Raw genomic sequence first — 15,004 nt, 5'->3', positions numbered from 1 at the left:
GGCTGTGCGTTTTGGCCGCGAAACGCGTTTGGATTGTGCACCGCGGGGGCGGTGCGTTTGGGGGACGGCTTTTGAAAAGCGTCAGCATGCTTCGCGCCGGTTATCCGGCTGCGGAATCTTCGTCCGTGTTCGCCAAGATCTTTTCGGCGTTCGCGTCCCGGTTCGGCAAACTTCTCGCTGTTCCATTGGTCTTCGCCACCGTGCTTCTCGGGGCGAGCCTCGGTACGCCGACGGAGTCGAGAGCCGCTGACTGCACCCTCTCAGCCATGACCTTCACCTCGGTGGGAGCCACGCAGACGCTCAATGCGAGCAGCTGCGACATCTTCATCACCTATGCGGGCGACAGCTTCTGGACCGGGATCCACTCGATCCAGGGCGAGAACGGGATCGACTATCCGGGGGAGGGGTACAGCAACATCTACCCCTATCCATCCGCGGACACGACGGTCACGACGGCGAACGCGACCTACAAGTTCAGGTCCAACAGCGCCTATTCCGACGCCTCGGCCACCGACATCTTCACGGTGACCCTGATGTCGGTGAACGCCAACGCGCCGGCGACCGAGACCCTGACGCTTTATACCTGTCCGTCCTACGGCGGGGGGGCGACCTGTAACGCCACCAAGTCGGTGGGCATCACGGTGAACCTCAACGTTCCGCCGGCGGTGAGTTCGCTCAGCCCGACCAGTGGTTCGACGGCGGGCGGCACCAGCGTCGTTCTGACCGGCTCCAACTTCGTCAACATCACCGCCGTCACCTTCGGCGGCACGAACGCGACCGGCTACACGGTCAACAGCGCCACCCAGATCACCGCGACGGCCCCCGCCGGCTCGGCTGGCACGGTCAACGCCCGCGTCACCTCGTCCACCGGCGGCCAGAGCGCCACCGCGGCCGGCAACCAGTACACCTACGTGGCCCCGCCGACCGTGACGAGCATTTCGCCGACCGCCGGTCCGACAGCGGGCGGAACAAGCGTCGTCATCACCGGCACGAACTTGAGCGGCGCCTCGGCCGTGACGTTCGGCGGCACGGCGGCGACCGGCTACACGGTCAACAGCGCCACCCAGATCACCGCGACCGCCCCGGCCGGTTCGGCCGGTACGGTTGACGTTCGCGTCACCACCACCGGCGGCACCAGCGCCACCAGCGCGGCCGACCAGTACACCTATGTCGCGGCCCCGACCGTGACCGCTGTCTCGCCCACCGTCGGTTCCACCGCGGGCGGCACCAGCGTCGTCATCACCGGCACGAACCTGTCGGGCGCCACGGCCGTGACGTTCGGCGGCACGGCGGCGACCGGCTACACGGTCAACAGCGCCACCCAGATCACGGCGACCTCGCCGGCCGGTTCGGCCGGCACGGTGGACATCCGCGTCACCACCGTGGGCGGCACCAGCGCCACCAGCGCCTCCGACCAGTTCACCTATTCGGCGGCGCCGACCGTGACGGCAGTCTCGCCAACGGCAGGTCCGACGGGCGGCGGCACGAGCGTGACCATCACCGGTACGAACTTCACCGGCACGAGCGGTGCGGCGGGCGTGAAGTTCGGCGCGACCAACGCAAGCAGCTACACGGTCAACAGCAACACCCAGATCACGGCGACGGCTCCGGCCGGTTCGGCGGGCACGGTGGACATCACGGTCACCAACAGCAGCGTGACCAGCGCCACCAGCGCGGCTGACCAATATACCTATGTCGCGGCTCCGACCGTGACGGCGGTCTCGCCGACGGCGGGCCCGACGGGCGGCGGCCAGACGGTGACCATCACCGGCACCGGCTTCTCGGCCGCGGCCGGTACGGGCGCCGTCAAGTTCGGCGCGGCCACCGCCACCTACACGATCAACAGCAACACCCAGATCACGGCGACGTCGCCGGCCAACTCGGCGGGCACCTACGACATCACCGTGACCACGGCGGGCGGCACCAGCGCCACCAGCGCGTCCGACCAGTACACCTATGTCTCGGCCCCGACCGTGGCCTCGGTGTCGCCGATAGCGGGCCCGACGGGCGGCGGCACGAGCGTGACCATCACCGGCACCGGCTTCGCGGCGGCTCCGGGTACGGGCGCTGTCAAGTTCGGCGCCAGCAACGCCACCTACACCATCAACAGCAACACCCAGATCACGGCGACGTCGCCGGCCAATTCGGCGGGCACCTACGACGTCACCGTCACCACGCCTGGCGGCACCAGCGCCACCAGCGCGTCCGACCAGTACACCTACATCAGCGCCCCGACGGTGACCTCGGTGTCGCCGACGGCGGGTCCGACCGCGGGCGGCACGACGGTGACCATCACCGGCACGGGCTTCGCGGCGGCTCCGGGTACGGGCGCCGTGCTGTTCGGCGCGACCACCGCCACCTACACGATCAACAGCAACACCCAGATCACGGCGACGTCGCCGGCCGCCTCGGCGGGCACCTATGACATCACGGTGACCACGCCCGGCGGGACCAGCGCCACCGGCGCGTCCGACCAGTACACCTATGTCGCGCCGCCGGTCGGCAGCTCGCAGACCTACGGCTCGATCGTCGCCTATAACGACGGCTCGAACCTGACGACCAACATCGACCTGTCGCTCTACATCACGGGCGGCGGCACGCCGACCAACTACGCCGTGGGCTCGGCCACGACCGCCCAGGGCGGCTCGGTCAGCGTCAACAGCAGCGGGATCGCGACCTACACGCCTCCCATCGGCTATCGTAACGCCAACGACAGCTTCACCTACACGGCGTCCAACGTCGGCGGCACCTCGGCGCCGGCCACGGTCACCGTCACGATCGGCAATCCGACGATCACCGTGACCCTGCCGTCCAGCACGGGCACGGTCGAACGCGTCTACAATTCGGGCGCCGCCGCCGTGACCTTCTCGGGCGGCCGGGCCAGCTACACCGTCAACAGCATCAGCGGTCTGCCCTCGGGCCTGACCGACGCCGGCGGCGGCGTCATCAGCGGCACGCCGGCGGTGAACGGGGTCTTCACGGTCACGGTCAACGTCACCGACAGCTCGCTGGGCGCGGGTCCGTACAACGCCAACACCACGGCGACCCTGACGGTCAGCCTGCCGCCGGCCCCGGTGGCCTCGTCCTTCTCCATCAGCGGCCTGACCTACAATAGCGGTTCGGCCACGGCGACGACCTTCAGCGCCGCCCCGCACGCCACCGAAAGCCCGACCGGCTACCAGGTCGGCGCCTCGTCCTACGGCGGCACGGTCAGCGTCGATAGCGCCGGCCTGATGAGCTACACTCCGCCGGTCGGCTTCCGCGGCACCGACACCTTCAACTGGGTCGCCACCAACGCGGGCGGCACGTCGAACGTCGGCCAGGTCTTCGTGACCGTGAACGACCCGGTGTTCTCGGTCACCCTGCCGGCCTCCACCGGCACGGTGGGCGTCGCCTACAACACCGGCGCCTCGACCGTGACCATCAGCGGCGGCAATCCGCCCTACAACAACTTCTCGGCCACGGGCCTGCCCGCCGGCCTGACGATGGACAGCTCGGGCGTCATCAGCGGCACTCCGACCACGGCGACCACCGCCACGGTCGTGGTCACCGTCACCGACAGCTCGGGCGGCAACGGCAGCTACACCAGCTCGGCCTCGGCCAACCTGACCATCGCCGCGCCGACCATCGCCCTGTCGCCCGCCGCGGGGGCCCTGCCGGGCGCCCAGGCCGGCGTCAGCTACAGCCAGACCTTCACCAGCACGGGCGGCGTCACGCCGACGACCTTCGCCGTCACCGCCGGCGCCCTGCCTCCGGGCCTGTCGCTGGGCGCCAGCGGCGTGGCCTCGGGCACGCCGACGTCGACGGGGACCTACAACTTCACGGTCACCGCCACCGACAGCAGCGGCAACAACTACACGGGCTCGGCCAGCTACAGCATCACGGTGAGCGCTCCGACGATCGTCGTGTCGCCCTCGAGCCTGCCGGCCGGAAACGTTGCGGCCGCCTACAGCCAGACCTTCACCGCCAGCGGCGGCACGACTCCCTATGTCTTCTCTCTCGACAGCGGGACTCTGCCTGCCGGCCTGACCCTGACGACCGGAGGGGTGCTCTCGGGCACGCCGACGGAAGGCGGCTCGTTCCCGATCACCATCAAGGCGACGGACGCGACCACGGGCGGCTCCTATAGCGGCACGCAGGCCTACACCCTGGTGATCGGCGCCCCGTCGATCGCCCTGTCGCCCGCCTCGGGCGCCCTGGCCGGCGGTCTCATCGCCACGGCCTACAGCGATACGATCACCGCCAGCGGCGGCACGTCGGCCTACACCTTCCAGGTGACCGCCGGCAGCCTCCCGCCTGGTCTGACCCTGTCGACCGGCGGCGCCATCTCCGGCTCGCCGACGGGCGGCGGAACCTACAACTTCACGATCACCGCCACCGACTCCAGCACGGGTTCGGGTCCCTATACGGGCGCGGCCGCCTACAGCATCACCGTCGCCTCGCCGACGATCACGCTGTCGCCGACCTCGCTCGCCAACGGCATGGTCGCTTCGGCCTACAGCGCCACGATCACCGCCAGCGGGGGCACCACGCCCTACAGCTACGCGGTGAGCAGCGGCGCCCTGCCGGCCGGCCTGACCCTGTCGACCGGCGGCGCGCTCTCGGGCACGCCGACCGCTGGCGGTACCTTCACCTTCGACGTCACCGCCACCGACAGCTCGACGGGGACCGGCGCGCCGTTCGCCGGCGTGCGGAGCTACAGCCTGACCATCGTGACGCCGACCATCACGGTCTCGCCGACGACCCTGACCTCGGTCGCGGTCGGTACGAGCGTCAACGAAACGATCACCGCCAGCGGCGGCACCAGCGGCTACACCTACGCGGTGACCGCCGGCGCCCTTCCGGCCGGGGTCACCCTGTCCGGCGACGTGCTCTCGGGCGCGCCGACGGCCGCGGGTTCGTTCAACTTCACGATCACCGCCACCGACTCCAGCACCGGTACGGGTCCCTATACAGGGGTGCGCGCCTACAGCTGGACCATCGGCGCGCCCACGATCACGGTCGCCCCGACCTCGGTGTCGAACGGCCAGGTCGGCGTCGCCTACAGCGCCACGATCACCGCCAGCGGGGGCACCGCGCCCTACAGCTACGCGGTGACCAGCGGCGCCCTGCCGGCCGGCGTCACCCTGTCGACCGTCGGCGCGCTCTCGGGCACGCCGACCGCGGGCGGGACCTTCACCTTCGACGTCACCGCCACCGACAACTCGACGGGGACCGGCGCGCCGTTCACCGGCGTGCGGAGCTACACCCTGACCGTTTCGGCGCCGACCATCACGGTCTCGCCCACCACCCTGGGCACGGTCGTGGTCGGCACGGCGGTCAACCAGACGATCACCGCGTCGGGCGGGACCAGCGGCTACACCTACGCGGTGACCAGCGGCGCCCTGCCGGCCGGTCTCACCCTGACCGGCGACCTGCTCTCGGGCACGCCGACGGCCTCGGGTTCGTTCAACTTCACGATCACCGCCACCGACTCCAGCACCGGCGTCGGTCCCTATACGGGTTCGCGGGCCTATAACGTCACGGTCGACGCGCCGACCCTGAACATGAGCCCGGCCAGCCTGTCGGCGGCGACCCAGCACACCGCCTACAACGAGACGCTCACCGCCACTGGCGGCACGGCGCCCTACACCTACACCTTGACGTCCGGCACGCTGCCGACCGGTATCACCCTGTCGACCGGCGGCGCGCTCTCGGGCACGCCGACCGTCACGGGAACCTTCAGCATCATCATCCGGGCCACCGACTCCACGACCGGCGGCGGACCGTACATCGTCGAGAACTCCTACAGCCTGGTCGTGAACGTGCCCGCGCCGCCGACGCCGGGGGCGGTCTCCACGACCGTCGCCGCCAACAGCAGCGACAACGTGATCACCCCGGCCCTGTCCGGCGTGCCGGCGACCTTGGTCACCGTCGCCACCGGCCCGGCTCACGGGACGGCCACGGTCAGCGGCATGACCTTCCTCTACACGCCGACGGCCGGTTACTCGGGCGCCGACAGCTTCACCTACACCGCCTCCAACGCCGGTGGAGCTTCGGCTCCGGCCACGGTCTCGATCACCGTGACCGCCCCGGTCCTGGTGGTCGCCGGTTCGCCTCCGGGCGGCACGGTGGCGGCGGCCTACGCCGGCGCGACCTTCACGGCCACGACCGGTACGGTTCCCTACACCTTCACGGGTGCGGGCCTGCCGCCCGGCCTGACCCTCAGCACCGCCGGCGTCCTTTCGGGCACGCCGACCGCCGGGGGGACCTACAGCACGGTGATCACCGCCACCGACGCCTACGGCGCCACCGGTTCGGCGATCTTCTCGATCACCATCGCCGCGCCGACCCTGTCGGTGACGCCGACCTCGCTGCCGACGGCCGACTACGGCACCGCGTATAGCCAGACCTTCCACGGGGTCGGCGGCGTGGCGCCCTACACCTACGCCCTCACCGGGACCCTCCCGACGGGCGTGTCGTTCAACACCTCGACCGGCGTGCTCTCGGGCTCGCCGACCGAGGACGGCAGCTTCCCGCTGACGGTCACGGCCACCGACTCGGCCGGCGGCTCTGGTCCCTACTCGGCCAGCGTCTCCGTCACCCTGTCGGTCAACGTGGCTCCGCCGCCGGTGGTCGAACCGACCAACACCTCGACCCCGGCCGGCGCGCCGACCACCATCGACGTCGCTCCGCTGATCGACGGCTTCTACGACACCGTCATCATCGTCGACCCGCCGCAACACGGCACGGCGACGGTCAGCGGCAGCGCGTCGCGGATGCACTCGCAGGGCTCGGGCTCGGTCCAGATCATCTACACGCCGAACCCCGGCTACTATGGTCCGGACAGCTTCACCTACGCCGCCACCGGTCCTGGGGGCACCTCGTCGCCGGCCGCGATCAGCGTCGCCGTCGCCGCCCCGGCCCCGGTCGTCGTCAACGACACCGCCACGCTCGCCGCCAATGCGACGGTGAACATCGCGGTGACCGCCAACGACACCGGTCCGATCAGCACCATCGCCATCGCCACGGCTCCGAGCCACGGCACGGCGACGGTGTCGGCCCTGACCGTCAACTACGTGCCGGCCACCAACTTCTTCGGTACCGACACCTTCACCTACACGGCCACCGGCGAAGGCGGCACGGGCGGTCCGGCGACGGTCACCGTCACGGTCACCCCGCTGGCCACGCCGACCCAGACCGCTCAGGTCATCACCGTCCTGGCCGGCCAATCGGCCACCCTGGCGGCGACCCAAGGCGCCACGGGCAGCCCGTTCACGAGCGTCACCGTCGCCACCGCCCCGACCAAGGGCACGGCCACGATCAACGGTCTGAACATCGTCTACACCCCGGCCGCCGGCTTCTCGGGCGCCGACGCCTTCACCTACCGGATCAACAACCCCTTCGGGGCCTCCGATCCGGTGCCGGTGACGGTGACGGTCAACCCGGCGCCGCTCACGGCCCCGCCGATCACCGTCGAGATCCTCGCCGGCCAGAAGGCGGTCGTGAACCTGGTGACCAACGCCAGCGGCGGGCCGTTCATCGGCGCGGCTGTGGTCAGCGTCACCCCGGCCAACTCCGGCGCGGCGGTCATCACCAACCCCTCGACCGGCGCCTACACCCTGACCTTCACCCCCGACAACGCCTTCGCGGGCACGGCGGTGGTGACCTACACGCTGAGCAACGCCTTCGCGACTTCGGCCCCCGGCCGGATCAACGTGATCGTCACCGCTCGTCCCGATCCCTCGCAGGATCCGGAAGTGAAGGGTCTGGTCGCGGCTCAGGACGCGGCGGCCATCCGGTTCGCCGACGCCCAGATCAGCAACTTCAGCCGTCGCCTCGAGCAGCTGCACAACGGCGGCGGCGCGGGTCGCGGGTTCGGGGTCAGCGTCCGCGGCGGCAACACCGAGCGGGAAGATGGGCTGGAAGCGCGCGAGCGGTTCCGCAAGTACGCCAGCCTCGGCATGAACGACGCGGCCGATCCGTCCTCGCCGCTGCTGCCGGCTGCCTCGTCGGCCGACGCGGCGCCCGGGAACGACGGCGAAGACGGCCAGGCCGGTCCCCAGCGCTGGGGCGTGTGGGCCGCGGGTTCGGCCGACTTCGGGATGCGTGACACGGTCGGTTCGCAAAGCGGCTTCCGCTTCACGACCGACGGCATCACCGCCGGCGTCGACTACCGGGTCAACGGGCAGTTCGCCTTCGGGGTGGGCCTCGGCTACGGCCGAGACTCCAGCCGAGTGGGCAAGAACGGCACCAAGAGCCGGGCCGAAAGCTACAGCGCCGGCCTCTACGCCAGCCTGCAGCCGAGCGAGAAGACCTTCGTCGATGGTGTGGTCGGCTTCGGGTCGCTCGACTTCGACAGCCGCCGCTACGTCACCACGACGGGCGAGCTGGTGACCGGCAAGCGTGACGGCGACCAGACGTTCCTGGCTCTGACCTTCGGGTACGAGCACCGGACCCCGACCAGCCTGCTGTCGCCCTACGGGCGCATGGCCTACAGCCGGTCGGTTCTGGACGCCTTCTCGGAGAACGGCGGCGGACCGTACGGTCTGACCTACCACGAGCAGACCGTGCGCAGCCTGACCGGCACGCTGGGCCTGCGCGGGGAGTTCGCCCGCAAGACCGCCGCCGGCCTGCTGGCGCCGCGCTTCCGGGTCGAGTACTCGCACGACTTCGAGAAGGCCGCTGACGCCATGCTCAGCTACACCGACTGGGTGGGCGGTCCGACCTACCGCTTGGCGGTGGATCCGATCGACCGCGACCAGCTGCGGCTGGAGCTCGGGGCCGACCTGACGGTCAAGAGCGGCTGGAAGATCGGTCTGGACTTCGACAACTCGGTGTCGAAGGACAGCGACAGCCAGGGGGTCCGCCTCTCGGTCCAGTCGCCCTTCTGATCCTGACCCGGAGCCCTCTCCCCTTGCGGGAGAGGGTGGCCCCCGCGAAGGCGGGGGTCGGGTGAGGGGTCTCTCAGACGTCGAACGCCGCGACAGCCGATCAGCTGTCGCGGCGTTTTTCGTGGGTGCGACCCCTCATCCGTCGGCGGAGTTTATCCTCGGGCCGGCCTTTGGCCGGACCAGGGGGGGCGACACCCCGGATCAAGTCCGGGGCAGGCTCTTCTCCCGCAAGGGGAGAAGGAACACACGAAAAACGCCCGGCGGGTCGGACCCGCCGGGCGTTCTCGTCTTCAGTGATGCGGATGATCAGCGGTCGAAGTTGCGGGCCAGCAGGAAGCCGAACACCGCGCCGGCCACGAAGGTGCCCAGCGCCAGGGCCAGGGGATGGTCCTCGGCGGCCTTGTGGGCGGCTTCGGCGCGGGGCTTGGACCAGGCGATGGCCGCGTCGGTCTTGTCGTGCACGTAGTCGCGGGCGACCTGGGTCTTTTCGCTGGCGGTCTCGGCGACGGTGGCGGCGGCCTTCTTCACCGCGGCGGTGGCCTTGGCGGCGGTCTTCTTGGCGCTGCTCTTGGCGCGGGCGGAAGCGGCGCTGGCCTCGCCGGCGAGATCGGTCTTGATGGTGGCGTCGGTCATCGGCGTCTCCCAATCTGGGGGTGTGTTCTAGGGCGCGGCGCTACGGCGCGCGCGGCGGTGCGTCTGGAGACTAACACCTGGCGAGCCGGTTTGGTTCGGACAAGAGGCGCGGGCGACAGCTTTTGCGTGCATCGCCTCCTGGCCGTCCCGCAGGCGTTCGCCGAGGGGAGGCGACCTCAGTTGTCGCGCACCACCTTCAGCACCGCCTCGCCGTAGCGGTCGAGCTTGCCCTGGCCCACCCCGCCCGACTTGCCCAGGGCCGGCAGGGTGAGCGGCCGGGCGGCGGCGATCTCGGCCAGGGTGGCGTCGTGGAAGATGACATAGGGCGGCACGTGCTGGGCCGAGGCCTGCTCCTTGCGCCAGGCGCGCAGGGCCTCGAACAGCATCTGGTCGCCCGGCGGCACGGTCAGGGCCTGGCGTCGGCGCAGGCTCTTGCCGCCGGAACCAGCCTTGCCGCCGCCGGCGTCGCCGCCCGGGGCCTGGCGAAGCGACACCTGCCGCTCGCCGCGATAGACGGCCCGCACGCCCTCGCCGTCGCCCAGGCCGATCAGCGGCCGACCGTCATTGGGGTCCTCGCGCAGCAGGCCTTCGAACACCAGGGTGTCGAGCAGGTCGCGCCAGCCTTGCGGGCTGAACTCCTTGCCGATGCCGAAGGTCGACATCTGGGCTTCCTGCTGGGTGACGTCCTTGGTCTTGCCCAGCAGGTGATCGATCAGGCGGCCGCGTCCGAAGCGCCCGCCGAGACGATGCGCGGCCGACAGGGCCTTCTGGGCGGCCTGGCTCGCATCTATTCCCGTCGGCGGCGAGACGCAGATGTCGCAGGTTCCACAGCGCTCCACCCCTTCCTCGCCGAAATAGCGGCGGACGGCAGCGGCGCGGCAGGTCATGCCTTCCAGCATGGCGTAGAACTGCCGCAGCTTGCGGCTCTGCACCTGCTTGACCTCGTCGGGGGCCTCGCGGCTGTCGATGCGGCGGCCGGCCCAGGCCAGGTCGGCGCTGCTGTAGAGAGTGATGCCCTCGGCCGGCTGGCCGTCGCGCCCGGCCCGGCCGATCTCCTGCCAGTAGGCTTCGATGGCGGCCGGCGGATCGGCGTGGATCACGAAGCGGACGTCGGGCTTGTCGACCCCCATGCCGAAGGCGATGGTCGCCACCATCACCGCCTCGTCGGCCTCGAGGAACTGCTCCAGGCGGCGGGCGCGGACGGTCTTGTCGAGGCCGGCGTGATAGGCCAGGGCCGGCACGCCGTTGTCGATCAGGGCCTGGGCCAGCTTCTCTGTCGAGTCCCGGCTGCCGGCATAGACGACGCCGGCGCGGCCCGGACGCTCGGTGACGAGCTCGATGACCCGGTCGTGACCCTTGCCGCGCTTGCGTTCGGCGTTCAGGGCCAGCTCCGGCCGGGCGAAGCTGTCGACGAACTCGGCCGCGCCCTGCAGGCGCAGTTCGGTGCGGATGTCGTCGCGGGTGCGGGCGTCGGCGGTGGCGGTCACCGCCAGGCGCGGGGCGTTGGGGAAGACTTCCGCGATGCGGCCCAGCATCCGGTATTCGGGCCTGAAGTCGTGACCCCACTGGCTGACGCAGTGGGCCTCGTCGACGGCCACCAGCGACAGCGGCAGGCGCGACAGCCGCTCCAGCATCCAGCCCTGCATCAGGCCTTCGGGCGACAGATAGAGAAGGTCGAGCTGGCCGGCCTCGATGCGTCGCCAGATCTCGGCGCGCTCCTCGGGCAGGGTGTTTGAGTCCAGGCGCTCGGCGGCGACCCCGGCCTGTTGCAGCCCGGCCACCTGGTCGGCCATCAGGGCGATCAGCGGCGAGACGACCAGGCCCAGGCCCGGGCGGACCAGGGCGGGGATCTGGTAGCACAGGCTCTTGCCGCCGCCGGTGGGCAGCACGGCCAGGGCGCTGCGCCCTTCCAGCAGTTCGCCGACCACCTGGGCCTGCAGGCCGCGGAAATCCTGGTGGCCGAAGGTGCGGCGCAGGACATCGCGCGCGGCGTCGAGCGAGGGCGGGGAGGCGAGGGCGGTGGACACGTGGCTCTTCTGGCAGGGGGAGGCTGGCCCGCCAAGTGCGGAAACGGCGGATTTTTACTCCTCCCCCGTGAAACGGGGGAGGGGGACCACGAAGTGGTGGAGGGGGCGAGACTGGGCTCGACGCATGCCGATTTCCCGTAAAATCCCCGCGAAAGCGGGGACCCAGGCTTTTTCTGAAACCACGGCGCTCGACGATAAAACACCTGGGTCCCCGCTTTCGCGGGGATTTTACGGATTGGGGGAGCGCCGACGGTCGAGCGCGAGCGCAGTCGTTCTTGACTCTTAGTTAATCGACTAATTAGTCTCTTGACTCATGAACGAGGTGTTCAAGGCCCTGTCGCATCCCGCCCGCCGCCGCATGGTCGCCATGCTGCGCGACGGGCCGCTGGCGTCGGGCGAGATCGCCTCGCGGTTCGAGATGGCCTGGCCGACGGTCACCGCTCACCTGGCGGCGCTGAAGGCGGCGGGGCTGGTCGAGGCCGAGAAGGACGGGGCCTCGGTCCGCTACCGCCTCGTGATCTCGGCGGTCGAGGAGGCGGTGGCCTTCATGATGGACCTGATGGGCGCGGGCGAGCCCGCCGGCGCGGCCGACGGGTCTCTGCAAGGGGAGAACAAGGCATGAGCAGCGAGCATCCGCGCGGCCTGACGTCGCTGGACGGCGTCTCGATCCTGGTGACGGCGGCGATCGGCGCCGCCGCCCTGGCCGTCTGGCGCCTGGGGCCGCCCGGCCCGATGCCGATGCACTTCGACCTGGCCGGCCAGGTCGACCGCTGGGGCGATCGGGCGGAGATGGCCCTGGCCATCGGCTTCATCGGCCTGGTGGCCGGCGGCGTCGCCTTGCTGTGCGCGGTGCTGGAACGGCAGGCCAAGGACCCGCTGGCCGAGCGCTTCACCTGGCGCCTGGGGCGGATCGTCGGCCTGGCCGCGCCCGCCTTCACCGCAGCCCTGCTGGCCAGCGTGGCCTTCGACCTGCTGCCGCGCGTCGGCGGCCAGGACCTTTTCCTGCGGCTGATGATGGGCGGGATGGCGGCGCTGTTCCTGGGGCTCGGCGCCTTCGTCGGCCGGGTCAAGCCCAACCCCGTGGTCGGCGTGCGCACCTATTGGGCGCTGCGCAGCCGCCTGGCCTGGGACAAGTCCAACCGCCTGGCCGGACGGCTGCTCAGCCTGACGGGCCTGCTCGGCCTGGTCGCCGCGCCGGTCGTCCCCCAGCCCGTCGGCTTCCACGTGATGATGATCGGCGTCGTCGCCTCGGGTCTGGCCGCCGGCGTCGAGAGCTGGCGGGTCTGGCGCACCGATCCCGACCGCGCCTGAGGCGGCGAGCATCTCGGTTAAACCGCGTTCATCTCTCGTCAATCCTATCGCGTGTTTGGTCGGCGTGAGCTATGACACCGCCACACGGGCGGGGTTGCACGAGACCTAGGGTTACAGATGGCTAACGGCGCCTTCGGCGGAAACAAGCCGGCGAAGACTTCTCGCACGCCCCTCCAGGCGGCGCTCTATTGGGCGACGGTGCTGGGGGTCTGGGGGCTGATCTTCGTGGTCACCTTCTTCGCGGTGTTCGCGCGCGACCTGCCCGATACCTCGAAGCTGTACGACGTCACTCGACAGCCCTCGATCAACTATCTCGATCGCTCGGGCGCCCTGCTGGCCGTGCGCGGCAGCCAATATGCGCCGCCGGTCGACATCGACGCCCTGCCGGAATACGTGCCGGCCGCCTTCGTCGCCATCGAGGACCGCCAGTTCTACCACCACTTCGGGTTCAACCCCTGGGGCATCGGCCGCTCGCTGATCTGGAACCTGACCCACGAGGGCGGTCCCCAGCGCGGCGGCTCGACCATCACCCAGCAGCTGGCCCGGAATCTCTTCCTCAGCCCGGCCCAGAACTACAAGCGCAAGGCCCAGGAGTTGATCCTGGCCGTCTGGCTGGAGCTGAAGTTCAGCAAGAAGCAGATCCTGGCTCTGTACATGAACCGGGTCTATTTCGGCGCCGGCGCCTACGGCATCGAAGCCGCCTCGCAGCGCTATTTCAACAAGCCCGCCTCGCAGCTGACGATCGGCGAGAGCGCCCTCCTGGCCGGCATGATGAAGGGCCCGGCGCGCTATTCGCCGGTCAGCGCCAGCGAGCGCGCCGCCCGCCGCGCCACCGTCGTGCTCGACGAGATGGTGCGCATCAAGGCCATCACCGCCGAGCAGCGCGACGAGGCCTTCAAGACGCCCGTGCAGGTTTCGGCCACCCTGGCCAACCAGCGCGCCCAGTACTTCACCGACTATGTCGACGCCCAGGTGCGGTCGCTGGTCGGCGAGCCCACCGAGGACCTGGTCGTCGAAACCACGCTCGATCTGCCGATCCAGGTCGCGGCCGAGCGCGCCGTGCAGCTGGGCGTCGAGGGCCACCTGAAGCAGGGCGTGCAGCAGGCCGCCCTGGTCGCCATCGACGGCGAGGGCCGCATCCGCGCCTATGTCGGCGGCGAGGACTACGGCGAAAGCCAGTTCGACCGCGCCACCAGCGCCCGCCGCCAAGCCGGCTCGGCCTTCAAGCCGTTCGTCTACCTCACCGCCATGGACCAGGGCCGCAACCCGTCGGTCATGGTGGTCGACGAGCCGGTGAAGATCGGCAACTGGGAGCCGAAGAACTACAGCAACACGTTCCTCGGCCCCATGACCCTGCAGACGGCCCTGGCCCAGTCGATCAACACGGTCGCAGCCCGCCTGGCCAACGAGGTGGGCACCAGCAACGTCGCCGCCACGGCCCGTCGTCTGGGCATCACCAGCAAGATCCAGCTCGACCCGTCGATGGCCCTGGGCGCCGTCGAGGTCAGCCCGCTGGAGATGGCCCAGGCCTACGCCCCGTTCGCCAACGGCGGCTTCCTGGCCAAGGGCTACGGCATCGAGCGCATCCGCACCGCCTCGGGCAAGGTCCTCTACGACCACAGCGTCGACAAGCAGCCGCGCTCGTCGGTGATCGGCTCGCCGTCGCTGCAATACATGAACCAGATGATGCGCCAGGTGGTGAACGGCGGCACCGGCGGCCGCGCCAAGGTCGCCGGCTACGACATCGCCGGCAAGACCGGCACCACCAGCGACTACAAGGACGCCTGGTTCGTCGGCTACACCGGCGGCTTCGTCGCCGCGGTGTGGACCGGCAAGGACGACAACACCGCCATGAAGCGGGTCAGCGGCGCGGGTCCGCCGGCCGAGATCTGGAAGGTGTTCATGAGCTCGGCCCTGCCGCGCCTGAAGGCCACCCCGATCCCCGGCGGCTTCGCCGAGGCGCCGGCCCCGACCGAGGACCCGATCGGCGACATCCTTGGCGGCGGCGAGACGCCGACCGCCGATCCCGGCGCGACCCCGCCGCCGGCCGGACAACCGGCCCAGCAGACGGCGCCGGAACTGCCTTACTGATCGGGCTTCCTTCTCCCATAGGGAGAAGGTGGCCTGCGAAGCAGGTCGGACGAGGGGTTAGGGACTTTC

6 protein-coding genes are annotated in these 15,004 nt (G+C 70.4%); 4 read left to right on the top strand and 2 right to left on the bottom strand.

Annotated elements, in window-relative coordinates:
• The first annotated feature begins 266 nt into the window (after positions 1–266).
• Positions 267–8,873, top strand: a complete 8,607-nt coding sequence (locus AC07NS_RS03310; RefSeq protein WP_494601424.1) for a putative Ig domain-containing protein — start codon at positions 267–269, stop codon at positions 8,871–8,873.
• A gap of 306 nt (positions 8,874–9,179) precedes the next feature.
• On the opposite strand, the gene AC07NS_RS03305 is transcribed toward AC07NS_RS03310, so the two are convergent.
• Positions 9,180–9,506: a hypothetical protein gene (locus tag AC07NS_RS03305; RefSeq protein WP_494601422.1), complete on the bottom strand. Its 327-nt coding sequence runs from the start codon at positions 9,504–9,506 to the stop codon at positions 9,180–9,182.
• Between the two features lie 176 nt (positions 9,507–9,682).
• Complete coding sequence (gene recQ, locus AC07NS_RS03300) at positions 9,683–11,533, bottom strand: DNA helicase RecQ (RefSeq protein WP_494601421.1); 1,851 nt, start codon at positions 11,531–11,533, stop codon at positions 9,683–9,685.
• A gap of 313 nt (positions 11,534–11,846) precedes the next feature.
• Here recQ and AC07NS_RS03295 point away from each other — a divergent pair, with 313 nt between their 5' ends.
• The 3 genes from AC07NS_RS03295 (at position 11,847) to AC07NS_RS03285 (ending at position 14,935) form a co-directional block, all read left to right on the top strand.
• Positions 11,847–12,155, top strand: a complete 309-nt coding sequence (locus AC07NS_RS03295) for a metalloregulator ArsR/SmtB family transcription factor (RefSeq protein WP_494601420.1) — start codon at positions 11,847–11,849, stop codon at positions 12,153–12,155.
• Positions 12,152–12,844: an SdpI family protein gene (locus tag AC07NS_RS03290; RefSeq protein ID WP_494601418.1), complete on the top strand. Its 693-nt coding sequence runs from the start codon at positions 12,152–12,154 to the stop codon at positions 12,842–12,844. Before AC07NS_RS03295 ends, AC07NS_RS03290 begins: the two co-directional genes overlap by 4 nt.
• A gap of 117 nt (positions 12,845–12,961) precedes the next feature.
• Complete coding sequence (locus AC07NS_RS03285; protein WP_494601417.1) at positions 12,962–14,935, top strand: transglycosylase domain-containing protein; 1,974 nt, start codon at positions 12,962–12,964, stop codon at positions 14,933–14,935.
• Positions 14,936–15,004: the final 69 nt, after the last annotated feature.

Source organism: Caulobacter sp. GW821-FHT10A10 (assembly GCF_059415745.1).
The sequence above is the reverse complement of the archived record's forward strand: the minus strand, read 5'-3'. Positions and strand labels throughout refer to the sequence as shown.